Annotated in this window: 21 protein-coding genes and 1 pseudogene; 10 read left to right on the top strand and 12 right to left on the bottom strand. The window is 71.6% G+C overall.

Annotated elements, in window-relative coordinates:
• Positions 1-10 precede the first annotated feature (10 nt).
• From ABZU46_RS12795 to ABZU46_RS12780, 4 genes are all read right to left on the bottom strand, one after another.
• Positions 11-1,699 carry a methylmalonyl-CoA mutase family protein gene (locus ABZU46_RS12795; RefSeq protein WP_354856964.1) on the bottom strand — a complete coding sequence of 563 codons (1,689 nt, stop codon included), beginning with the start codon at positions 1,697-1,699 and terminating at the stop codon, positions 11-13.
• Positions 1,700-1,794: 95 nt separating this feature from the next.
• Positions 1,795-2,205 carry an Asp23/Gls24 family envelope stress response protein gene (locus ABZU46_RS12790; RefSeq protein ID WP_354856962.1) on the bottom strand — a complete coding sequence of 137 codons (411 nt, stop codon included), beginning with the start codon at positions 2,203-2,205 and terminating at the stop codon, positions 1,795-1,797.
• A 94-nt stretch (positions 2,206-2,299) separates the two neighbouring features.
• Positions 2,300-3,304, bottom strand: a complete 1,005-nt coding sequence (gene meaB, locus ABZU46_RS12785; protein ID WP_354856960.1) for a methylmalonyl Co-A mutase-associated GTPase MeaB — start codon at positions 3,302-3,304, stop codon at positions 2,300-2,302.
• Positions 3,301-4,500, bottom strand: coding sequence for an acetyl-CoA C-acetyltransferase (locus ABZU46_RS12780; protein WP_354856959.1), 1,200 nt, complete (start codon positions 4,498-4,500; stop codon positions 3,301-3,303). Before ABZU46_RS12780 ends, meaB begins: the two co-directional genes overlap by 4 nt.
• Positions 4,501-4,562: 62 nt before the next feature.
• Between ABZU46_RS12780 and mce the strand changes: the two genes are divergently transcribed.
• The 4 genes from mce (at position 4,563) to ABZU46_RS12760 (ending at position 10,718) form a co-directional block, all read left to right on the top strand.
• Positions 4,563-5,036, top strand: a complete 474-nt coding sequence (gene mce / locus ABZU46_RS12775) for a methylmalonyl-CoA epimerase (RefSeq protein WP_354856957.1) — start codon at positions 4,563-4,565, stop codon at positions 5,034-5,036.
• Between the two features lie 369 nt (positions 5,037-5,405).
• Entirely contained in the window at positions 5,406-6,761 is a 1,356-nt protein-coding gene (gene ccrA, locus ABZU46_RS12770) for a crotonyl-CoA carboxylase/reductase (protein WP_354856955.1), read from the top strand.
• Positions 6,762-7,046: 285 nt separating this feature from the next.
• Positions 7,047-8,309: a cell division protein DivIVA gene (locus ABZU46_RS12765; protein ID WP_354856954.1), complete on the top strand. Its 1,263-nt coding sequence runs from the start codon at positions 7,047-7,049 to the stop codon at positions 8,307-8,309.
• A gap of 177 nt (positions 8,310-8,486) precedes the next feature.
• Positions 8,487-10,718: a hypothetical protein gene (locus ABZU46_RS12760; RefSeq protein WP_354856953.1), complete on the top strand. Its 2,232-nt coding sequence runs from the start codon at positions 8,487-8,489 to the stop codon at positions 10,716-10,718.
• An 89-nt stretch (positions 10,719-10,807) separates the two neighbouring features.
• Here ABZU46_RS12760 and ABZU46_RS12755 read toward each other — a convergent pair whose 3' ends face one another.
• Positions 10,808-11,119, bottom strand: a complete 312-nt coding sequence (locus ABZU46_RS12755) for a hypothetical protein (protein WP_354857013.1) — start codon at positions 11,117-11,119, stop codon at positions 10,808-10,810.
• 304 nt (positions 11,120-11,423) lie between these two features.
• On the opposite strand from ABZU46_RS12755, the gene ABZU46_RS12750 reads away from it, so the two are divergent.
• The 3 genes from ABZU46_RS12750 (at position 11,424) to ABZU46_RS12740 (ending at position 13,657) form a co-directional block, all read left to right on the top strand.
• Positions 11,424-12,233: a helix-turn-helix transcriptional regulator gene (locus ABZU46_RS12750; RefSeq protein ID WP_354856951.1), complete on the top strand. Its 810-nt coding sequence runs from the start codon at positions 11,424-11,426 to the stop codon at positions 12,231-12,233.
• Positions 12,224-12,412 (top strand): DUF397 domain-containing protein, encoded by a 189-nt coding sequence (locus ABZU46_RS12745; RefSeq protein WP_354856950.1) that lies wholly within the window; start codon positions 12,224-12,226, stop codon positions 12,410-12,412. Before ABZU46_RS12750 ends, ABZU46_RS12745 begins: the two co-directional genes overlap by 10 nt.
• 150 nt (positions 12,413-12,562) lie before the next feature.
• Positions 12,563-13,657 (top strand): AI-2E family transporter, encoded by a 1,095-nt coding sequence (locus ABZU46_RS12740; RefSeq protein WP_354857011.1) that lies wholly within the window; start codon positions 12,563-12,565, stop codon positions 13,655-13,657.
• Between the two features lie 3 nt (positions 13,658-13,660).
• On the opposite strand, the gene ABZU46_RS12735 is transcribed toward ABZU46_RS12740, so the two are convergent.
• From ABZU46_RS12735 to ABZU46_RS12710, 6 genes and pseudogenes are all read right to left on the bottom strand, one after another.
• The gene (locus ABZU46_RS12735) at positions 13,661-14,458 is read right to left on the bottom strand and encodes an alpha/beta hydrolase (protein WP_354856948.1); all 798 of its coding nucleotides are present in this window, start codon (positions 14,456-14,458) and stop codon (positions 13,661-13,663) included.
• A 70-nt stretch (positions 14,459-14,528) separates the two neighbouring features.
• The gene (locus ABZU46_RS12730; protein ID WP_354856946.1) at positions 14,529-14,852 is read right to left on the bottom strand and encodes a hypothetical protein; all 324 of its coding nucleotides are present in this window, start codon (positions 14,850-14,852) and stop codon (positions 14,529-14,531) included.
• Positions 14,853-15,546: 694 nt separating this feature from the next.
• Positions 15,547-15,777, bottom strand: a pseudogene (locus ABZU46_RS12725) (sigma factor); the annotation flags it as partial.
• Between the two features lie 40 nt (positions 15,778-15,817).
• The gene (locus ABZU46_RS12720; RefSeq protein WP_354856945.1) at positions 15,818-17,608 is read right to left on the bottom strand and encodes a 3-hydroxybutyryl-CoA dehydrogenase; all 1,791 of its coding nucleotides are present in this window, start codon (positions 17,606-17,608) and stop codon (positions 15,818-15,820) included.
• 125 nt (positions 17,609-17,733) lie between these two features.
• Entirely contained in the window at positions 17,734-18,825 is a 1,092-nt protein-coding gene (locus ABZU46_RS12715; RefSeq protein WP_354856943.1) for an alpha/beta hydrolase, read from the bottom strand.
• 106 nt (positions 18,826-18,931) lie between these two features.
• Complete coding sequence (locus tag ABZU46_RS12710; protein WP_354856940.1) at positions 18,932-19,348, bottom strand: FHA domain-containing protein; 417 nt, start codon at positions 19,346-19,348, stop codon at positions 18,932-18,934.
• Between the two features lie 256 nt (positions 19,349-19,604).
• Between ABZU46_RS12710 and ABZU46_RS12705 the strand changes: the two genes are divergently transcribed.
• On the top strand, positions 19,605-21,101 hold the full coding sequence (locus ABZU46_RS12705) for an aldehyde dehydrogenase family protein (protein WP_354856937.1): 1,497 nt from the start codon (positions 19,605-19,607) through the stop codon (positions 21,099-21,101).
• 79 nt (positions 21,102-21,180) lie between these two features.
• Positions 21,181-21,840, top strand: coding sequence for a class I SAM-dependent methyltransferase (locus tag ABZU46_RS12700; RefSeq protein WP_354856936.1), 660 nt, complete (start codon positions 21,181-21,183; stop codon positions 21,838-21,840).
• 4 nt (positions 21,841-21,844) lie between these two features.
• On the opposite strand, the gene nucS is transcribed toward ABZU46_RS12700, so the two are convergent.
• Positions 21,845-22,504, bottom strand: coding sequence for an endonuclease NucS (gene nucS / locus ABZU46_RS12695; RefSeq protein ID WP_039908963.1), 660 nt, complete (start codon positions 22,502-22,504; stop codon positions 21,845-21,847).
• 71 nt (positions 22,505-22,575) lie between these two features.
• On the opposite strand from nucS, the gene ABZU46_RS12690 reads away from it, so the two are divergent.
• Positions 22,576-23,193, top strand: coding sequence for a DUF4126 domain-containing protein (locus ABZU46_RS12690; protein WP_354856934.1), 618 nt, complete (start codon positions 22,576-22,578; stop codon positions 23,191-23,193).
• Positions 23,194-23,322: the final 129 nt, after the last annotated feature.

Raw genomic sequence — 23,322 nt, 5'->3', positions numbered from 1 at the left:
GTGGTATGGGTCAGAAACGGGCGGGTTCGCGGTAGGTGCCCCACTCGGCCCGGAGGGCGTCGCAGATCTCGCCCAGGGTCGCCTCGGCGCGGACCGCGTCGAGCATGGCGGGGACCATGTTCTCGTCGGTGCGGCTGGCCTCGACCATCCGGGCGACCGCGGCCTTGACCGCGGCGTCGTCCCGTCCGGCCTTGCGCTCGGCGAGCACCCGGCGCTGCTCCAGCTCCACCTCGTGCGAGATGCGCAGGATCTCCAGCTCCTTGGCGACCGTGCCGGTGTGGCAATTGACGCCGACGATCTTCTTGTCGCCCTTCTCCAGGGCCTGCTGGTAGACGAATGCCGACTCGGCGATGTGCCCGGTGAACCAGCCGTCCTCGATACCGCGCAGGATGCCGGAGGTCATCGGGCCGATCTGGTGCGGCCCGTCGCCGCCGAGCTGCCGGATCCGGGCGAAGATCTCCTCCGCCTCGGCCTCGATCTTGTCGGTCAGCGCCTCGACGTACCAGGAGCCGCCGAGCGGGTCGGCCACGTTGACCACCCCGGTCTCCTCCATCAGCACCTGCTGGGTACGCAGGGCGATCTCGGCGGACTCGTCGGTGGGCAGCGCCAGGGTCTCGTCCAGCGCGTTGGTGTGCAGCGAGTTCGTTCCGCCGAGCACCGCCGCGAGCGCCTCGACGGCGGTGCGTACGACGTTGTTGACCGGCTGCTGGGCGGTCAGCGACACCCCGGCGGTCTGTGTGTGGAACCGCAGCCAGAGGGCCTTCTCGCTGGTCGCGCCGTAGACGTCACGCAGCCAGCGGGCCCAGATCCGGCGGGCGGCGCGGAACTTGGCGATCTCCTCGAAGAAGTCGAGGTGCGAGTCGAAGAAGAAGCTCAGCCCCGGCGCGAAGACGTTCACGTCCAGGCCGCGCGAGAGGCCCAGCTCCACGTAGCCGAAACCGTCGGCCAGGGTGTACGCCAGCTCCTGCGCGGCGGTCGAGCCGGCCTCGCGGATGTGGTAGCCGGAGACCGACAGCGGCTTGTAGCGCGGGATCTCCGCCGCGCAGTACTCCATCAGGTCGCCGATCAGGCGCAGGTGCGGCTCGGGGTCGAAGAGCCACTCCTTCTGCGCGATGTACTCCTTGAAGATGTCGGTCTGCAGCGTGCCGTCCAGCTTGGACAGGTCGGCGCCCTGCCGCTCGGCGGCCACCAGGTACATGCAGAACACCGGCACGGCCGGGCCGGAGATGGTCATCGAGGTGGTGACGTCGGCCAGGTCGATGCCGTCGAAGAGCGCCTGCATGTCGGTGGCGGTGTCGATGGCGACGCCGCAGTGGCCGACCTCGCCGAGCGCCTGCGGGTCGTCCGAGTCGCGGCCCATCAGCGTCGGCATGTCGAACGCGACCGACAGGCCGCCACCGCCGGCGCCGAGGATCATCTTGTACCGCTCGTTGGTCTGCTGGGCGTTGCCGAAGCCGGCGAACTGCCGGATCGTCCAGGTCCGCCCGCGGTAGCCGGTCGGATGAAGACCCCGGGTGTACGGGTACTCGCCCGGCCAGCCGATCCGCTCGAAGCCCGGGTACGCGCTGCCCTCCGGCGGCCCGTAGACCGGCTCCACCGGCATCCCGGAGAGCGTGGTGAAGTCGGCGTCCCGCTTGCGCGCGGAGTCGTACCGGGCCTGCCAGCGTGCCCGTCCGGCGTCGATCTCGTCGGCGTCCATGCGCAGGGCTCCTCCTCGGTTCCTCGACTGCACGTCGAGTGTAGAGCCCTGGCCTGAACGATCGCTAAGTAAGCTCGTACCGACGAGTAACCAGGTCAGAGCGTGGGAGCGGCGGAAGCGCCCATCGCCACGTCGTCCACCCGGATGTTGACCTCGTCGACCCGCAGCCCGTACGCCTCGACGGCCTCGGTGACCCGGGCCCGCACCTGCCCGGTGATCTCCGGCACCGGCTGACCGGCGTCGATCACCAGCACCAGGTTGACCACGGCGGCGTCGCCGGTCACGTGTGCCGAGCAGCCCCGCCGGGCGTCGCCCACCTGGTCCAGCCCGACCCGGTCGAGGACGGAGTTGAAGAACCGGGCGACGTCGCCGCCCAGCTCGGCAACCCCGGGCACCGCGCGAGCCGCAGCGACGGCGATCTTCTCGATCACCTCGTCGGCGACCTGCGTCGTGCCGCCGGCCGGCGCCGTCGTCGCGCTCAGCTCCTGGGTCGCCTCGTGATCCATTCCCACTCCCCCTGCTCCTCACGCCGACCCCACCGCCGTGGGGCGGTGCGAGCCTACAAGGGTCGGGCAGCGCGGGGCTGTCCGGCGTGGACGGTCACCGGGCGAGCTGGGCGAGCAGGGTGTCCGCCGCCGCGTACGGGTCGAGACCACCCTCGGCCACCGTGGCGGCGAGCGTGCTCAGCTCCGTACCGTCGCGCAGTGAGCCGATCCTGGCGCGGAGGGCGCCGAGCGCGATGGCCTCGATCTCGGCGGCGGCCCGCGCCTCCTGGCGGCGGCGCAGCTCGCCGTGCTCGACCAGCCAGCCCCGGTGCTTGTCGATGGCGGCGGCGATGTCGTCGATGCCCTCGCCCCGGGCCGCGACCGACCGGACCACCTGAGGCCGCCACTGCCCCGGGCCGCGCTCACCCAGGGCGATCATGCCCTGGATGTCACGGACGGTGGCGTCGACGCCGTCCCGGTCGGCCTTGTTGACCACGAACACGTCGGCGATCTCCAGGATGCCGGCCTTGACCGCCTGGATCGCGTCACCCATGCCGGGGGCGAGCAGCACGAGCGTGGTGTCGGCCAGCGAGGCGACCTCCACCTCGGCCTGCCCGACGCCGACGGTCTCCACCAGCACCACGTCACAGCCGGCGCCCTCCAGCACGCGGACCGCCTGCGGTGTCGCCGCCGCCAGCCCGCCGAGGTGCCCGCGGCTGGACATCGACCGGATGTAGACGCCCGGATCGGTGGCGTGGTCCTGCATACGCACCCGGTCGCCGAGGATCGCCCCGCCGGTGAACGGGCTGGACGGGTCGACCGCCAGCACGCCGACCCGGTGCCCACGTGCCCGCAGCGCGCGGACCAGCTCGTTGGTGGTGGTGGACTTGCCCACCCCCGGCGAGCCGGTGAGCCCGACGACCTGGGCCTGCCCGGCGTACGGCGCCAACGCGGCGGCGATCGCCGGCAGCAGGGTGTCGCCGTTCTCCACCAGGGTGATCAGGCGGGCCACCGCACGGGGGTCACCGGTGCGGGCCCGCTCGACCAGCAGCGGCACGTCCCGGCTGCGGCGCACGGACGTGGTGGCCGCCGCCGGGACGCCCTCGATCGCATCGCTCACTGTGCAGCCGCTGCGCTTCCCGGCACGTGGATGATCAGCGCGTCGCCCTGGCCGCCGCCGCCGCAGAGAGCGGCCGCGCCGGTGCCGCCGCCGCGCCGCTTCAGCTCCAGGGCGAGGGTGAGGACGAGACGCGCACCGGACATGCCGATCGGGTGGCCCAGCGCGATCGCGCCGCCGTTGACGTTGACCTTGTCGGGGCTGATGCCGAGGTCGCGGGTGGACTGGATGCCGACCTGCGCGAACGCCTCGTTGATCTCGATGAGATCCAGGTCCTCGACGCTCAGGCCGCCCTTCTTCAGGGCGTGGTTGATCGCGTTGGACGGCTGCGAGTGCAGGGAGTTGTCCGGGCCGGCGACGTTGCCGTGGGCACCGATCTCGGCCAGCCAGGTCAGGCCCAGCTCGTTGGCCTTGGCCTTGCTCATGACGACCACGGCGGCGGCGCCGTCGGAGATCGGCGAGGAGCTGCCGGCGGTGATCGTGCCGTCCTTGGCGAAGGCGGGACGCAGCTTGGCCAGGGACTCGACGGTGGTGTCCGGGCGGATGCCCTCGTCGTCGCTGATCACCAGCGGGTCACCCTTGCGCTGCGGGATCAGCACCGGGGTGATCTCCTCGGCGAAGTGGCCGTTCTTCTGCGCGGCGGCGGCCCGCTGGTGGCTGGCCGCGGCGAAGGCGTCCTGCTCCTCGCGGGAGATGCCGTGCTTCGTGCCGAGCCGCTCGGTCGACTCGCCCATGGAGCAGCAGTCCCAGGCGTCGCTGAGCCCGTCGTGCGCCATGTGGTCCTTGACCACCACGTCGCCGTACTTGTAGCCGGTGCGCTGGCCCATCAGCAGGTGCGGGGCGTTGGTCATCGACTCCATGCCGCCGGCCACCACGATGTCGAACTCGCCGGCCCGGATGAGCTGGTCGGCCAGGGCGATCGCGTCCAGGCCGGAGAGGCAGACCTTGTTGATGGTCAGCGCCGGCACCGACATCGGCACGCCGGCCTCGACCGCCGCCTGCCGGGCCGGGATCTGCCCGGCGCCCGCCTGGAGCACCTGGCCCATGATCACGTACTGGACCTGGTCCGGGCTGACGCCGGCCCGCTCCAGGGCCGCCTTGATGGCGATCCCGCCGAGCTTGGTGGCCGGGAGGTCCTTGAGGTTGCCCAGCAGCCGCCCCATCGGGGTCCGCGCGCCGCTGACGATCACCGAAGCCATGCCTGCCTCCGAGGGGGGTGCCGAGCTGTACGCCTTAACGATTGTTCGGCCAGACTAGCGCCATGGCTGAGAACTCCCCCGTCGAGCCCGGTGCGGACTACGTCACAGACATCGGGCTTCGCAAGATTGACCACGTCGGCATCGCCGTCGCCGACCTGGATGCCGCGATCGACTTCTACCAGCGGACCTTCGGGATGCGCTGCGTACACACCGAGACCAACGCCGAGCAGGGCGTACGGGAAGCGATGCTGACCGTCGGGCCGACCGCCGAGGGCGGCTGCGTGCAACTGCTGGCCCCGCTCACCCCGGAGTCGACGATCGCGAAGTTCCTCGACCGCAACGGGCCGGGCGTGCAGCAGGTCGCGTACACCGTGGCGGACATCGACGTGGCCTGCGCGGCGCTGCGCGAGCGGGGCGTACGACTGCTCTACGACGCCCCGCGCCGCGGCACCGCCGACAGCCGGATCAACTTCGTGCACCCCAAGGACGCCGGCGGCGTCCTGATCGAACTCGTGGAACCCGCCCCCACCCACTGACCCCCACCCCCTGACCCGCCCACCCCGGCCCACTGACCCGCCCACCCCCGGCCCACTGACCCCCGCCCATCCCCGGCCCACTGACCCCCGCCCATCCCCGGTGGGTCAGGGAGTGGGTCGTGGGTGGGGCAGGGGGGTGGGCGCGCACGTCTGTGCGTGGTTGGCAGGGCGGCCGGGCACCTTCACGCATTGGTGGATGCAGTTTTTCACAGAGGACTTCCCGCCCTAGCTACCGTTCAGTAACGTCCCGGCCCACAGGAGCGCGACCGGGGCCGGATGTGTCGAATGCCGACATGGTGGTCGTGTCCATCGGCCCCGACGATGGCAGCACCCGGCCCGTGCGGGTGCGGGGACGAACCGGAGGTCACCGTGCAGGACATCCTCGAAGCGATCATGGCGGCGGAGGAATCGAACGATCCGGACCGCGAGCTGGCGGGCGTCGCCGGACTGCCCGTGCCGGAGAGTTACCGAGGCGTGGTCGTCCGCGCCGAGGAGGCCCGGATGTTCGACGGCATGGCCACCCGGGACAAGGACCCGCGCAAGGCGCTGCACGTGCAGGAGGTGCCGACGCCGGAGCTGGCGCCGGGCGAGGCGCTGATCGCGGTGATGGCCAGCGCGATCAACTACAACACGGTGTGGACCAGCATCTTCGAGCCGGTGTCCACCTTCAAGTTCCTCCAGCGCTACGGCCGGGTCTCCGAGCTGACCCGCCGGCACGACCTGCCGTACCACGTGGTCGGCTCGGACGCGGCGGGCGTGGTGCTGCGTACCGGCCCGGGGGTGACCCGGTGGGCGGCCGGCGACGAGGTCGTCGCGCACTGCCTCTCCGTCGAGCTGGAGGACGCCGCCGGCCACGACGACACCATGCTCGACCCGCAGCAGCGGATCTGGGGCTTCGAGACGAACTTCGGCGGCCTAGCCGAGCTGGCCGTGGTCAAGGCCAACCAGCTGATGCCCAAGCCGCGGCACCTGAGCTGGGAGGAGGCGGCCAGCCCCGGGCTGGTCAACTCCACCGCGTACCGGCAGCTCGTCTCACACCACGGCGCCAACATGAAGCAGGGTGACGTGGTGCTGATCTGGGGTGCCTCCGGCGGCCTCGGCGGGTACGCCACCCAGATGGCCCTCAACGGGGGCGCGATCCCGGTCTGCGTGGTCTCCTCGCCGGAGAAGGCCGAGCTGTGCCGCCGGATGGGCGCGGAGCTGGTCATCGACCGGGCAGCCGAGGGCTTCCGGTTCTGGAAGGACGAGCAGACCCAGGACCAGGACGAGTGGCGGCGCTTCGGCGAGCGGATCCGCGAGCTGACCGGGGGCGAGGACCCGGACATCGTCTTCGAGCACCCGGGACGGGAGACGTTCGGCGCGAGCGTCTACGTGGCCCGCCGTGGCGGCACCATCGTCACCTGCGCGTCCACCAGCGGGTTCCAGCACCAGTACGACAACCGCTACCTGTGGATGCACCTGAAGCGGATCGTGGGCAGCCACTTCGCCAACTACCACGAGGCGTGGCAGGCCAACCGCCTGGTCGCGCTCGGCAAGGTGCACCCGACGGTGTCGCGTACCTACCCGTTGGAGCAGACCGGTCAGGCCGCGTACGAGGTGCACCGCAACGCGCACCAGGGCAAGGTCGGGGTGCGCTGCCTCGCGCCCGCCGACGGGTTGGGCGTCCGTGACGGGGAGTTGCGGGCCCGGCACGAGGAAGCGATCAACCGGTTCCGGGGGCACTGAGCGGGCCACCGGCCGGACGGATGAGCAGCCGGTGGCCAATGCGGTGATCGGCCATTGTTCTTCCACCCCCATTAGCGGGAACCCATCCGGATCGAACAAAGGGCCACGGGGCGCACCCGTGGCCCTTTTTCGTGTCACGCTGCGTGGCGCCCGTCCCGCCCGGGACCTGCCAAGATCGCCGATTGGTCCGGCCTCGGCGGCCAGGTCAGTTGACCATGTAATGAGGACACGAAAGCTCCGCACCGCTCTTGCGAAGCACCCTGGGGCGTCTGCCAGTATGTCCCAATGCCCCAGCAGCAGTCCTCCCCTCTCGCGTTCTTCGATAACGCGAACTCGCAGCCAGATTTCACCGTTGGCCTGCGCGGATACAACACTCACCAGGTCGATGACTTCATCGGCCGGATGACCGCCGCGCTGACCCAGTCCGAGCAGGCCCGTGCCGAGGCTGAGCAGCGGATGAACGACGCCCAGCGTCGCCTCCGCCAGGCCGAGCAGCGCATGAGTGCGCTGGAGCAGAAGCTCACCGACACGAACAAGCAGCTCGAAGAGAACAGCCGGCCCACCCTCTCCGGGCTCGGCACCCGCGTCGAGCAGATCCTCCGGCTCGCCGAGGAGCAGGCCAACGACCACCGCAACGAGGCCAAGCGCGAGTCCGAGGGCATCCTCTCCGCCGCCCGCCTCGAGGCCCGGGAGATCACGGACAAGGCCCGCGCCGAGGCCGCCGCGATGAAGGCCAGCGCCGAGCGCGAGGCCGGCAACCTGCGCACCGCCGCCGAGCGCGAGGCCGCCGAGGTCCGGGTGCAGGCCCGCCGCGAGGCCGACACGCTGCGCGCCGACGCCGACCGCGAGACCAAGCAGCTGCGTACGGTGACGGCGCACGAGGTGGCCGAGCTGAAGTCGACCGTCGAGCGGGAGGTGGCCACCCTCCGGGCCACCGCCGAGCGGGAGATCACCCAGCACCGCTCGAAGGCCGCCCGCGAGGCCGAGGAGAAGCGCGCCGAGGCGACCAAGCTGCTCACCGACGCACGGGACAAGCGCGACAAGGACCTGCAGGCTCTGGAGCTGCAGCTGGCCGAGCGGCGCGAGAAGGCCGAGCGCGAGGAGTCCGAGCGGCACGCCGCCCAGGTCGCGCAGACCCAGAAGATGGTCAGCGAGGCCGAGCAGCGCGCCCGGGCCGCGCAGGAGCGCGCCAAGGAGATCGAGCAGCGCGCCGAGGCCCGCCGGGTCGAGTCGGAGCGCAACGCGGCCGAGACGATCGACAAGGCCAAGGCGCACTCCGAGAAGACGCTCAACGAGGCCAAGGCCGAGTCGCAGCGCCTGCTCACCGAGGCGCGCACCGAGGCCGAGCTGACCACGCAGGCCGCCCGCCGCGAGGTCGAGGACCTCACCCGGCAGAAGGACGCGGTCACCTCGCAGCTCGGTCAGATGCTCTCCGGGCTCGCCGGCATCGTGCCCGGCATGCCGGCGGCGGCTGCCCCGGCGGCCAAGCCGGAGGCGAAGAAGACCGACGGCGGGCAGGAGCGGGTGACCGCGGAGACCGCCGGCTGACGCGAGGCGTCAGGTCGGGGCATCGACGGCGCGAGGTGACACCGGGTGACCGGTGTGACCTCGCGCCGTGTGCGTTTCCCAACCCTTGGTGTGGCACCCTCGCCACGGAGTGAAGTAGGTCCCACAAGGGGCGTCCGTATCGCCCCAGCAGGGGGCGATGCGTGTGAGGATGGGGGCATGTCGCACGGCGAGGAACTGTTCGCTCTCGGCGGGGACGTGACCACGGAGCCCAGCTTCGAGTCCGCTCTGCGGGGGTACGAGAAGAAACAGGTTGACCGGTACGTCGCGCGTGCCGAGCACGAGATCGCGACCCTCGCCGCCGAACGGGAACAGGCCTATACACAGATCCACAAGCTCGCCGGCCAGGTCGAGGTTCTGCAACGGGATCTGACCCAGGTCCGCAAGCAGATGAACGTGGTGGACCGGGCCTCCTTCCGGCACCTGGGCCCCCGCGTCGAGTCGATCCTCACCCTCGCCGAGGAGCAGGCCGAGCAGATCCTGTCGGCGGCCAACGAGGAGATCGACGCCCGTCGCGCCACCGCCGAGCACATCATCGAGGAGGCCCGCGAGCAGGCCGCGCGGGCGTTGAAGGACTTCGAGATCGCTCTCGCCGCCCGGCGCCAGGAGGAGGAGCGGCACAGCGCCTCCCGCCGCGCGGAGGCGGACGCGACCCTGCGGTCGGCCAAGGACGAGTCGGCGAAGCTGCGCAAGACCGCACAGGACGAGCTGGCCAAGGCCCAGCAGGAGGCCACCCACCTGCGGGACACCGCCAAGGAGATCCACACCCGGGCACAGCAGGAGGCCACCAAGCTGCGCGAGGCGGCCCGCGAGGCGCTGACCACCGCCCGGCAGGAGGCCGGCGAGCTGCGCGAGGCGGCCAAGGAGGTGCACGCCAAGGCCCAGCAGGAGGCCAAGCGGCTCACCGACACGGCGACCGAGGCGGGCCGGGCGACCCACGCCAAGGCCCAGCAGGAGGCCAAGCAGATCATCGACGACGCGTCGATGGCCGGCCGGGCCACCCGCGCCAAGGCCCAGCAGGAGGCCGAGCGGCTGACCACGCAGGCGTCCGAGTCGGCCAAGCGCAGTCGGTCCGAGACCGAGGCGTACGTGCAGCGGATGCGCAGCGAGACCGAGGCGTACGTGCAGCAGTCCCGGGCGCAGACCCAGCAGGAGCTGGGCGCCTGGCGAGCCGGCGTGGAGCAGGAGGTCAACTCGCGGCGCGAGGCGGCCGACCGCGAGCTGGCCCAGCGACGGTCCACCGCCGAGCAGGAGTTCGCCAAGCGGCGCGACGAGCTGGACAAGCAGCACGAGTCCCGCAAGCAGGAGCTGGAGTCCACGTTCGCCAACCGCCAGCAGGAGCTGGAGTCGGGTTGGGCTGCGCGCAGCGCCGAGCTGGAATCCGAGTTCACAGCCCGCAAGAACGAGCTGGAGACCGAGTACACCGCCCGCAAGAACGAGATCGAGCAGGGCGCCGATGCGATCCGTCAGGCGGCCGAGCGGGACGCGTCGGCCCTGCGCCAGCGCGCCGAGACGGAGTCGGCCGAGCTGTTGAGCCGCGCCGCGACCGAGGCGGGTGACAAGCGCCGCAAGGCCGACGAGCACGTCGCGGCCTCGCGCCGCCAGTTCGAGGAGTACGCGGCCACGACCCAGCAGCACCTGGCGACCACGCAGCAGCACCTGGCGGCGACGCAGCAGGAGGCGGCCGCCGGCCGGCAGCAGCTCGCCCACGTGATGTTGGAGATCGCGCAGGCCCAGCAGCAGCTCGCCGACCTGCGGCAGGAGACCTGGAAGGCGCGGCAGGAGTCCGACGAGCTCGAGCGGCAGATGGCCGAGGTGCGGCTGCGCAGCACCACCGGCCCGATCGACGGCCCGACCGCACCGGCCACGGACGACCGCCCCGACCCGACGGCCGTGACCGCGCCGGCAGGCGGCGAGGCCGCCACCGGGTCGGGTATCGGTGACGATGACGCCGGTGCGCCCGTCGCCGCCGGCACGGCGAGCGACCTCACGATCGAGCCGGACCACGCCGGTGCGCCGGTCGCCGCCGGCACGGCGAACGGTCTCAAGAGCGAGCCCGACGACGCCGGTGCGCCGGTCGCCGCCGGCACGGCGAACGGCCGCAAGGCCGAGCCCGACGATGCCCGGGAGCCGGCGAACGCCGCTGCGGGCGGCGAGGCCGGGCAGTCCACGACCCGCCCGGTGGCCGAGCCGGTGACCACTGTCGACGGCGGCGCGGCCAGCGCCGGGGTGGACGGCGAACCGACCGTGGCGGCCGTTCCGGGCGAGGGTGGCCGGGGCGCCAAGCCGACGAAGATCACCAGCACCGGTGAGAACGGCAAGCGCCCCAGCAAGCCGACCACCGACGAGCGCAGCGCCAAGCCCAGCAAGGTCACGATCGAGAAGGACTGACGGGCACCCACCCGTCCGAGCTTCGAGATCTTGGACAGTTTCCGTTCAACAGGAACGGAAACTGTCCAAGATCTGCGCGTCGGCCGGTTCTAGTCGATGATCGGGCGGCGGAACGGGCCCCACACGACGAACCGTTCGAACAACTCCCGGGGCGTCGGCCCGTCGTAGGGGTTGAGCTGGTACAGGTCGTGTGCCGCCTCATGGTAGAGGCCGGCCAGGTAGATGGTCAGGGCCACCGGGTCCGCGTCAAACTCCGCCTTGAGCAGCAGCCGGGCGTCCGCGCAGGGCCATGGTCGGCCGTCGGCCCGGCAGCACCACAGAGGCCGCAGCGGGGTGTGCGGCGTCCGATCGCCGCAGGCTCGGGGAAACAGGGGGTACGGCCCGAGCCGCGGCAGCGGCAGCCCGGACGTACGGGCCCGTTCCTGTGGACCGGAACCCGACGGCGTGCAGCCGGCGGGCGACCTCGGCACCGGGTGAACGGGGTCGGACCGACCGGAACGGCGAAGGCGCGGCATCGATACCTCCTCGACTGACTCAGAACGGACGCGCCGCCGGTTGGGGCGACAGCGGCGACCGGGTACGTGACAGTCTGCTGAGAACACCACTACGGTCGGAAGGCATCGTCGTGTCCGCCGGCGTGACTGGGGTAACGGCGTGGTCCGCCGGGTCGACCGGTGGCGATCACCAACAACCTGCGGAGGCACTGTGGAAGGCGACGCCGCGCCGACGGCCGACATGATCCGCGCCCAACTGCGCCGGCTGCGGACCGCCGCCGGGATGAGTCAGGAGGAGTTCGGTCGGCTGGTGCACTACTCCGGCTCGATGGTGTCCGCGCTGGAGCTGGGCCAACGGCCGCTGGACCGGCTCTTCCTGGCCCGCGCCGACGAGGTCCTGACCACCGGAGGCTTGCTCGTGCACCTGCTCAAGCTCGCCGAGCGCGACGGCCTGCCGAGCTGGTTCCGGCCCTGGTTGGACGCCGAGCGGACCGCCCGCCAACTGCGCTGCTTCCAGCCCACGCTCGTCCCGGGTCTGCTGCAGACCGAGAACTACGCCCGCGCGGTGATCCGCTGCGACGATCTGCTCAGCGACGACGAGGTCGAACGCCGCGTGCAAGCGCGCCTGGACCGCCAGTCCATCCTCACGCAACCCGACCCACCGCAGCTCATCGCGGTCGTGGACGAACACGCGCTGCGGCACACCGCTGAGCACATGCGTGGGCTCATGGTCGAGCAACTCACCCAGTTGATCACCTACGCCCAACGCCCGCCGGTCAGCGTGCACGTCATTCCCGCCGAGGTTGGAGTGCACGTCGGGATGTCCGGACCCTTCACGCTTGCGCGCGGCGCCGACGGTGGCTGGGTCGGCAACCTCGAAAACCAGCTTGCCGGCGTCGTGGTTGACCGAGATGGTGACGTAGCTACGCTGCTCTCACGATGGGAGACGGTGAGAAACGAGGCGCTCTCTCATCGGCACTCGATTGACCTGATGAAGGAAGCAGTGAATTCATGCACCTGAGCGGCGCGGTTTGGCGCACCTCCACTCGCAGCGGTAACAGTGAGTGCGTCGAGGTGGCGGACAATCTGCCCGGACTGGTGGGGGTGCGGGACAGCAAGGACCCGTCCGGCGCGGTGCTGGTGTTCGCGACAGCCGCGTGGCGGGCGTTCGTGGCCGCCGCCCGCCATCCCACCGCCTGAGCCGGGAGGTCCCTGGTGCCGCAGCACGACCCGTCCGGCGACGACCCGGACGTGACCCCAGGTCCCCCGCGAGCGGAAACGCCACCGCCGGCGGAAACGCCACTGCCGGTCGAGACGCCGCCGCCGGACGAGACGCCGCCTCCCGTGCCGGTGCCGGCACCGGGGATCGACCCGGAGGAGCCGCCTGCCGTGCCGTCCGGGAAGTTCGGCACGCCGGGGCGTCCACTGCGACGCAGCAGCTTCCTGGTCGGCTTCACGGGCGCGCTGGGCGTGCTGCTGGCGTACACCCTCTATCTGGGGATTCGCAATGCCGGCGGCATCCTCGTGCTGGTGGTGATCGCGCTCTTCCTCGCGGTGGGCCTCAACCCGGCGGTGGTGCGGCTACGCACCTGGGGTGTGCCCCACGGCCTGGCGGTGACGGTGGTGGCGTTGACCGTGGTGCTGCTGCTCTGCGGGGGTGTGGTGGCGCTGGTCCCGCCGATCGTGACGCAGTCCGGGCAGTTCATCGACCAGATCCCGAGCCTGCTCGACGAGTTGCGCCGCAATCCGACGGTCAATGACCTGGTGGAGCGGTACGACGTGGTGGAGCGGGTGCAGGGCGCGGCCAACGCGGCCACCATCGGCCGGGCGCTCGGCGGGGTGCTCGGGGGCGCCCAACTGATCTTCGGCACGGTGTTCCGGACGTTGACCGTGCTGGTGCTGACCATCTACTTCCTGGCCTACTTCAACCGGCTGCGCTCGCTGGGCTACTCGGTGGTGCCCCGGTCGCGGCGGGAGCGGGTGCAGCTGATCGGCGACGAGATCCTGGCGAAGGTCGGCGCCTACATGGTCGGCGCGCTGAGCATCGCCGTGCTGGCCGGCGCGACCACCTTCGTCTTCGCGCTGATCGTCGGGCTGCCGTACCCGTTCGCGCTGGCCGTGGTCGTCGCGGTGACCGACCTGATCCCGCAGATCGGCGCGACCCTGGGCGCGGTGATCGTGAGCCTGGTCGGTTTCGCCGCCGACCTGCCCACCGGCATCGCCTGCGCGGTCTTCTTCCTGATCTACCAGCAGATCGAGAACTACCTCATCTACCCGAAGGTGATGCGCCGTTCGGTGGAGGTCAACGAGGTCGCCGCCCTGCTGGCCGCGCTGCTCGGGGTGGCGCTGCTGGGCGTGGTGGGCGCGCTGATCGCCATCCCCACGGTGGCCGCGCTGCAACTGATCCTGCGCGAGGTGGTGCTCCCCCGCCAGGAGCGGAGTTGACTGTCAGTCGGCCGGCCCGGGGACGGGCGTGTCCGCGAAGGCGGCCACCGTTCGGTCGGCGTACGCGCTGACGTCGCCGGTCTCCATCGGCCCGTCCCAGGTCGTCGGCAGCGGCACCTCGGCCGCCGGGTTGACCCGCTTGACGATCTCGTCGAGCACGGTCTCCGCGTCGCCGACCCAGAGGTGCTTCGCGCCGGGCACCCCGACCACCTCGGCCTGCGGCACCGCCGCGAACCGCTCCCGCGCCTCGGCCGGGCGCAGGTAGTCGTCGAACTCGGGCACCAGCGCCACCAGTGGTCGACCCGAATCGGCCCAGGTCGCCAGATCGTCCGGGGCCGAGAACCGCAGCGGCGGGGAGAGCAGGATCGCTCCGGCCACCGCCGGGTCGCACCCGTACTTCAGGGCCAGGTCGGTGCCGAACGACCAGCCGACCAGCCAGATGTTGGGCAGTTCGGCGAACTCCGCGTACTCGATGGCGGCGGCCACGTCGTAGCGCTCACCCACCGCGCCGTCGAAGGCCCCCTCGCTGGTGCCGCGCACACTGCTCGTGCCCCGGGTGTTGAACCGCAGCACGGCCACGTCGGCCAGCGCGGGCAGCCGCCACGCCGCCTTGCGGAACACGTGGCTGTCCATCATTCCGCCGTGGGTGGGCAGCGGGTGCAGGCAGACGAGGGTGGCCACCGGGGGCCGGTCGGCCGGCAGGGCCAGTTCGCCGACCAGCCGCAGACCGTCGGCGGTGTGCAGCTCGATGTCCTCCCGGCGGCCGGGCAGGATCGACGACGCGCGGATCGCTGTGCTCACCGCTCAAGTCTGTCGCGAACTCACCGCCGCCGCCCGCCCAGGCACGATCAGGGTGATCCAGGTCGCTCGCTCAGTAGCGCGGCGTGCCCCGGCCGCGCTGCACCGCCGGGCCGCGCCGCTCCCGGGCACGCCAGCACCCGCTGTGCCAGTGCCGGCGGTCGGTCAGGTCACCCAGGCCGTCGGCGGGCCAGGCCACGAGGTGCGCCACCCCGGGTCGGATCTCCTGGTCACAACCGGGGCAGCGGTACGTCTTGGCCGACGCGCCCGCCCCGATGCCGCGTACCTGCCAGGCGCCGTCGGTCCACTGCTGCACCGAGGCGACACCCTGCCGGACGCGGTCGGCGTCCAGGTTGGCGTTCTCGTCCCGGCGAGGGCGATTGCGACGAGGGCTCACAGTCACCAAGCGTACGGTCCGTCGGACGGACCAGCCCCCGGGCCGGTCCGTCCGACGGCTGCGATCACTTCCAACTCTGTGGCCGCGTCGGGTCCTCGACGACCCGCGCTCCCGCCAGCACGGTCGTCGCGTCCGCCTCGGTGAAACCGCTCGTCGCGCCCGGCTCGACGCCGGTCGGCCGCGGGCCGTCCCACTGCCAGCCGAAGTTCACGCTCACCACCGTCTTGCGGATGCCGAAAAGATCCAGTGTCGTCCCGTCCGCGGAGAGATTCGCGGGCCGACCGGCGATGGTCCGGTTCCCCTCGGTACGGGTGCCGGCCCCGCTCGCGTAGCGGTAGTTCACGAACATGACGTGGGTCGCCGCCCGCGCAAGGGTGAAGTCCGAGGTGACCAGTCTCGGGTATGAGCTGACGTCGACCGAGCAGGAGGTGATCGGTGCGCGGTCGGGCAGACTGCCGAGCCGCAGCGGCACGGCGCACGAGCGGGCCTCGTTCCAGCGCAGCGCCCTGACCGCCTGCTCCAGCCCGGCGCGGTCCCCCCCCAGGATGACGGCACGGGCGTACAGACCCGGCGCGGGACGCCACGACGTGACCATGCCACTCGCGCCATCGCTCGTCGGGTGGATCGTGCCGTCGAAGGTCTGGGGCCCCGGCCCGGCCACGTCGACCTGGACGTTGCCGAACGAGACGCTGGTGGACAATTCACGGCTCGACCGGCGACGCCACCAGGAGTTGTTGGCGTTGACGAGCATCCGGCGCACGTACACGTCGGGCCGGTCGGCTCGGGCGATCTTGCGCCAGTGCACGTACGCCCGGGACAGCACCTCCTGGGTGAGGTCCTCGGCCCGGTGCTCGTCACCGGTGAGCAACCGCGCCAGCCGCACGAGGGCTGGGCCGCGGCTGGAGACGTACTCCTCGAAGGTCACATCCGGTAGACGCGGCCGGGTCCCTCCGGCGTTGACCCGGTCAGCGGTGCGAGTGGTCGCGGAAGCCGCGGCGGGTCTTGCGGCCCAGGTAGCCGGCCGTGACCAGGTGCTCCAGCAGCGGCGCGGGCGCGAAGCCCGGCTCGCGCAGCTCCAGGTACAGCTCCCGCTGGATGGCCAGCGAGACGTCCAGCCCCACCACGTCGAGCAGCTCGAACGGGCCCATCGGGTAGCCGCAGCCCAGCTTCATGGCGTGGTCGATGTCGTCGGCGGTGGAGTAGCTGGCCTCCAGCATCTTCACCGCGTCGTTCAGGTACGGGAAGAGCAGCGCGTTGACGATGAACCCGGACCGGTCGCCGCAGACGACACCGGTCTTGCCCAGCGCGGCGCAGACCGCCCGCGCGGTGGCGGTGGCCTCCGGGGAGGTACGGATGGTCCGGACCACCTCGACCAGCGGCATGACCGGCGCCGGGTTGAAGAAGTGCAGGCCCACCACGTCGGCCGGCCGCTGGGTGGCCATCGCCACGTCGATCACCGGCAGGGACGAGGTGGTGGTGGCCAGCACCACGCCCGGCTTGCAGATCTCGTCGAGGCTGGCGAAGAGCGCCTTCTTCACGCTCAACTCCTCGACGACCGCCTCGACCACCAGGTCGACGTCGGCGAGGTGGTCGAGCGTGGCCGACCAGCTGATCCGGCCGAGCGCGGCGTCCCGGTCGGCCTCGGCGAGCTTGCCGCGCACCACGCCCTTGTTCAGCGAGGTCTTCACCGCCTCGCAGACCGCCGCGGACTTCTCCGCGCCCCGGGTCACCGAGACGACCTCGTAGCCGGCCTTCGCGAACACCTCGATGATCCCGGTGGCCATCGTCCCGGAGCCGACGACACCGACCTTCGCGATGGCGCGCGCGCCGTCGGCGAGCGCGGCCTCCGTGGCCGGCGGCGTCGCCTCGTCCGGTACGACGACCGGGGAGCCGGGCCGCTGGTAGGTGTAGAAACCCCGACCGGACTTCCGGCCGAGCAGCCCCGCCGTCACCATCTGCTTGAGCAGCGGCACGGGGGCGTGCCGGCGGTCCCGCCCGCCGCGGCGGTACATCGTGTCCAGGATCTCGTACGCGGTGTCCAGGCCGATCAGGTCCATCAGCGCCAGCGGGCCCATCGGCAGGCCGCAGCCGAGCTTCATCGCCGCGTCGATGTCCTCCCGGGTCGCGTAGTGCGACTCGAACATGCCGACCGCGTGGTTGAGGTAGCCGAAGAGCAGCGCGTTGGCGATGAAGCCGGCCCGGTCGTTGATGGTGACGTCGACCTTGCCCAGCCGGGCGCACAGCGCCTCGACGTCGGCGACCACCTCGGGCGACGTGACGACGGTGCGGACCACCTCGACCAGCTTCATCACCGGCGCCGGGTTGAAGAAGTGGATGCCGATCACCTGGTTGGGCCGGGTGGTGGCGACCGAGATCTCGGTGACGCTCAACGACGAGGTGTTGGTGGCGAGAATGGTGTCCGGCCGGCAGACCCGGTCCAGCTCCGCGAAGATCCGCTGCTTGAGGTCCAGGTGCTCGGGCACCGCCTCGATCACCAGGTCCACGGAGTGCAGGGCGTCCAGCCCCACCGCGAAGCGCACCCGCTCGTGCAGCGCGTCCCGGTCCGCCTCGGCGAGCTTGCCCTTGGCCACGGCGCGATCGGTGGAGCTGGTGAGGGTGGCCCGGCCGCGCTCCAGCGCCGACTCGGAGATCTCGACCGCGAGCACGTCGATGCCGTTGCGGGCGAAGACCTCGACGATGCCGGCACCCATGGTGCCCAGCCCCACCACACCCACGGTGCTGAACTCGCGCGCCACGATCGGCCTCCCCAGACACTCCGCACGGCCACTGAACGGCCGCTAAGGTTATGCGCGCGAGTCTGCCACGTGACGCTCGGTTGTCGAGACGCCGTGGCATATTTCACCCACGGCGCGAGGGGCCGTCAGACGGCCGGCACGCCGGTCAGCGCGAGGAGCTCCGCGACGAACTCCGCCGGGCGTTCCAGGTGCGGGCTGTGCCCGCAGCCGGGCAACACCACCTCGCGGTACGCGCCGCCGGCCGCCGCGTACCGCTCCAGCACCGCACGGGTCTGGCCGACCATCGGCTGCGGCGGGCAGGACTCCTCGCCCGGCCAGCCGGGCACGACACCCAGCGAACCCAGGTACGCCAGGTCGAACAGCGACGTGTCCGACACGATCACGTCGGCGTCGCCGCGTACCCAGGTGACCGGCGGCTTGGGTTTGACGGCCACCAGCTCGTCGGCGATCCGGAACCAGGTCGGGGCGAGCGCGTTGAGCACGCCGCGCTCCCCCGGCGCGGTGCCCGGCCAGTTCGCCGAGGGCACCGCCGTACCGGGGTAGTTGTCGTCGCCGGTCGCCGTGGACAGCACGCTGTCCAGCAGCAGCTCCTCGTCGACGCCCAGCGAGGCGGGATCGGCCACGTAGGTGGCCCGCAGCACCGCGCGCGGGCTGGCCGGCGCGTCGGCGTCGCGATCACCCGCGGCGAGCCGCGCGACGAAGTCGGGGTTGGCCGTGCCGGCGCCGGTACCGGCGAAGTCGGGGGTGGTCGGCGTGCCGGTCAGGTCGCGCGTGCCACCGAAGCCGTACGGCGACACCGGCGCGGCCAGCAGCAGCGCGCCCACCCGCTGCGGGTGGTCGACCAGCAACCGCATCGCCACTCCCCCGCCCAGGGAGTGCCCGACCACCACGGGCAGGCCGCTGGCGGTGCCGCTGCCGCTGCCGCTGGCGAAGAGGGTCGGGTCGTCCAGCAGGGCGGCGATGTCGTCGGCGAAGTCCCGCAGGCCCCGCGTGGCGTTCACTCCAGCGGTCGCGGAGTCGCCGTACCCCCGCAGGTCAGGGGCCACGACCCGCAGCGTCGGCGGCAGCCGCCGGAGCAACGGTTCCCAGAACAGCGAGGACGAGCAGTTGCCGTGGATCAGCAGCACCGGAGTGCCGTCCGGCGGGCCGGCCACCCGTACCGCCTGGGTCGTGCCGTTCGCCGTCACGACCCGCTGCTCGCTCTCCATCCGCGGCATGCTGCCACGCCGTTGTCCGCCGGTCCAGGTGCTGGACAGCCACCCGGCGACGCCGCCCGGTGTGGCGGACCACCGCCCACACCTCGGCGGGGGCCTTCGCCGCGGGTCAGCGGCGGCCGGTGGGCGGGGTGGCCAACGGCAGGGGCAGCGTCGGGCGGATGTCCCGCCGGGCCGGGCCGAAGCTGAGCCCGACCGGATCCGTGTGGGCGACCCCCGGGTCGAACAGGCGCAGCTCGGTCCGACCGAGCCGGATCACGTCGCCGTCGGAGAGGCGTTCCACCTCGGTGATCCGGCGGTCGTTGAGCCAGGTGCCGTTGGTCGAGCCCAGGTCACGCAGCGAGGCACCCTCCGGGGCCAGCCACACCTCGGCGTGCCGGCGGCTCAGGTGCGGGTCGTTGATGACCACGTGACCGGTCGGTGCCCGACCGATCACCTGCGGCTCGACCCGAAGGCGAAAGCTCGCGCCGCGCATCGGCCCACCAGCGACCGTCAACAGCGGCAGCAGTTCCGGATGTTCCTCCATGGACAGTCAGCCCTCCACCCCACACCGTTACTCCGCGCGTCAGCCTGCCATCAGACGGTAATCGTCAATACCGACCAGCCGGTCAGCTCCTCGTCACCTCCCGGCCACCCGCCGTTCGACGATTCGGGCGGCCAGTCTCCGGCACCCAGCGCCTGACCTGCACTGATCAACGAGCGGGCGGGCCGATGCAACTCCCGTCCGGCCGACCCGAAATCGTGCCCTACCGATGAGTAATGTTCGGGTCTAGACTTCCGCCATGACGGCTGTGCATGTCCCCGGCACCCCTCTCATCGAGGCGGACCAGCTGGTCTCCACCAGTCCGGCCACCGGCGCCGAGGCGGGCCGCCTGCCCGTCGCCACCGCTGCCGACGTGCGGCAGGCCGTCGACCGGGCCCGCGCCGCCGGCGAGTGGTGGGCCGGCCTGGGCTTCACCGGCCGCCGGCAACGGCTGCTGCGCTGGCGCGCGCTGCTCGCCCAGCGGATCGAGCAGCTCGCCGACCTGGTGCACGTCGAGGGCGGCAAGCCGGTCCCCGACGCCATCGTCGAGATCGTCACCGCGATCGAGCACGTCGACTGGGCGGCGCGCAACGCCGGTCGGGTGCTCGGTCCGCGCCGGGTGCGGTCGCGGCTCATCCTCGCCGAGTTCTCCGGGCACCTGGAATACCAGCCGCACGGCGTGGTCGGGGTGATCGGCCCGTGGAACTATCCGGTCTTCACCCCGATCGGCTCCGCCGCGTACGCCCTGGCCGCCGGCAACGCCGTGGTGTTCAAGCCCAGCGAGTACACGCCCGCCGTCGGCCAGTGGCTGGTGGACACCTTCGCCGAGGTGGTGCCCGAGCAGCCGGTGTTCACCGCCGTGCACGGCCTCGGTGACGTGGGCGCGGCGCTGTGCCGCTCCGGGGTCGACAAGGTGGCCTTCACCGGCTCCACGGCGACCGCCCGGAAGGTGATGGCCGCCTGCGCCGAGACGCTGACCCCGGTGCTGATCGAGGGCGGCGGCAAGGACGCCATGATCGTCGACAGCGACGCCAACCTGGACGCCGCCGCCGAGGCGTGCGTCTGGGGCGCCATGACCAACGCCGGCCAGACCTGCATCGGCATCGAGCGGGTCTACGCCGTCGACCCGGTCTTCGACGCCTTCGTCGACAAGGTCGTCGCCCGCGCCGGCCGGCTGACCGTGGGCCCGGAGGGCGCCGACATCGGCCCCATCACCATGCCCGGCCAGATCGAGGTGATCCGCCGCCACATCGACGCCGCGGTCAGCTCCGGCGGTCGCGCCGTGCTCGGCGGCCCGGATGCGGTGCAACCTCCGTACGTGCATCCGACCGTGCTGGTGGACGTCCCGGAGGAGTCGGCCGCCGTCCGCGAGGAGACCTTCGGCCCGACGCTGACCATCAGCCGGGTCCGCGACGCCGACGAGGCCGTCGCCCGCGCCAACGCCCTGTCGTACGGCCTGGGGGGTTCGGTCTTCGGCCGGCAGCGCGCGGTGGCCATCGCGCGGCGCCTGCGCTCGGGGATGGCTTCGATCAACTCCACCCTGACCTTCGCCGGGATGTCCACGCTGCCGTTCGGTGGGGTCGGCGACTCCGGCTTCGGGCGGATCCACGGCGAGGACGGCCTGCGCGAATTCGGCCGCGCCAAGGCCATCACCCGCCGCCGGGCACGATCGCTGCTGCCGTCGATGACCTTCGAACGCACCCCGAGCGACGTGGCACGCCTCATCAAGGCCATCAAGATGATGTACGGCAGATGAGTGTCGGATAACCGATCTGCGCGCTGATCAGCGCATCGACATGTTTATGCAGCGTGGTCGCGGCGGTACATTGCGTTAAATGGGCCACAATCGATTGCGCCACCGCCTTGTCGACAGTGACCAGTCGTGGAGCGCACGGCAGCGGCGTCGTCGTTCGGACTGGCTGGCGCGCACGTTCCCCGAGATCGGCGACATGCATGTCGTCGACCTCGGCGGCCGGCTCGGCACCTGGCACCGCGCCACCGTCCGACCGGCCCGGGTCACAGTGGTCAACCTGGAACAGCCGCCCGCCGCGGTGCCGGAATGGGCCCACGTCGAACAGGCCGACGCCTGCGACCTGCCACCCCATGTCGCCAATGGCGCCTACGACCTGGTCTTCTCCAACTCGGTGCTGGAGCACGTCGGCGGGCACGAACGCCGGCTGCGGTTCGCCGCCGCGGCCCGGTCACTGGCCGATCGCCACTGGGTGCAAACGCCCTACCGCTACTTCCCCATCGAGCCGCACTGGATCGCGCCCGGAATGCAGTTCCTGCCGATCCGGCTGCGCACCGCGCTCGCCCGCCGCTGGCCCCTCGGGCACAAACCGACCCGCAGCCACGAAGCCGCCATTCACCAGGTGCTCTGGACCGAACTGCTGGACCGCTCGCAGATGCGCCACTACTTCCCCGACTCGCGAATGCTCATCGAGCGGTTGGCCGGCCTGCCGAAGTCGCTGATCGCCGTCCGAACCGAGGCGTGAGCGGTCAGAAGAGGGTCAGCTCGTCCTTCTCGATGCCGCGCAGCCGGTCGTAGTTGACGACCACGCACCGGATGCCCCGATCGGCGGCGAGCACCCGGGCCTGCGGCTTGATCTCCTGGGCGGCGAAGACGCCGGTGACGGGGCTGAGCAGCGGGTCGCGGTTCATCAGTTCGAGATAGCGGGTCAACTGCTCCACCCCGTCGATCTCGCCACGCCGCTTGATCTCGACGGCGACGGCGCCGGAGTTGGCGTCCCGGCACAGCAGGTCCACCGGCCCGATCGCCGTCATGTACTCGCGGCGCACCAACGTGTACCCCTCGCCGAGCACACCCGGGTTGGCCGCCAGCAACTCCTGCAGGTGCGCCTCGACCCCGTCCTTGCGCAGGCCGGGATCCACACCCAGCTCGTACGAGGTGTCCTGGAAGACCTCCTCCAGGGTGATCCGCAGCTCCTCGCCGGCCTTGTTGACCACCCGCCACACGCCGGGGGCCTCCTCCAGCCGACACGGCGGGCTCATCCAGTTCAGCGGCTTGTACGCACGATCGTCGGCATGGATGGACACCGACCCGTCCGCCTTCACCATCAACAGCCGGGTGGCCGGCGGCAGGTGAGCCGAGAGCCGTCCGACGTAGTCCACCGAGCACTTCGCAATGACCAACCGCACCCGACGAGGGTAGCCGAGCACCCGGCGACCGCCACCGAGCGGCACTGGCGCGTCGGTGCGATGCTGAGACCGTGTTCGAAGTCCTCACCGGCACCGGCCTCGCCGCCTCGGCGGGGCTGAACGCCTACATACCCCTGCTCATCCTCGGTCTACTCGGTCGTTACACCAACCTGATCGACCTGCCCAGCGGTTGGACGTGGCTCGGCAACGGCTGGGTCATCGTCATCCTGGCCGTCCTGCTCGCCGTCGAGGTGGTGGCGGACAAGGTGCCGGTGGTCGACCACATCAACGACGTGGTGCAGACCGTCGTCCGGCCCACCGCCGGCGGCCTCGCCTTCGGCGCCGGGTCGTCCTCGGAGACCGTGACCGTCAGCGACCCGGGGAGTTTCTTCACCTCCCACCAGTGGGTGCCCGTGGCCACCGGCGTCCTGCTCGCCTTCGGCGTACACCTGCTCAAGTCCGCCGCGCGGCCAGTCATCAACGCGACCACCGCCGGGTTCGGCGCCCCGGTCGCCAGCACCGCCGAGGACGCGACAAGCGTGGTCGTCTCCCTGGTCGCGATCATCCTGCCGGTGCTGGTGCTCGCCTTCCTGGTCGGCCTGGTCGTGTTCATCTACTGGTTCTTCCGTCGACGCTCCGAACGCCGTCGGGAACGCGAGGCGGCCCGCGCCGCAGGCTTCCGCGTCTGACCTGGGGCCTTCCTCGCGGGGCGCACCGGCTCCGCTCCGCTCGACCGCTCGCGCCTTCAGATCCTGGACAGTTTCCGTCAGCAGCTGACGGAAACTGTCCAAGATCTCGCGGGCATGACAATGGCCGGC

The organism is Micromonospora sp. NPDC005197 (assembly GCF_040608295.1).
In the GTDB taxonomy this organism is placed as follows: Bacteria; Actinomycetota; Actinomycetes; order Mycobacteriales; family Micromonosporaceae; genus Micromonospora.
This window is presented reverse-complemented; position numbering and strand designations above follow the sequence as displayed.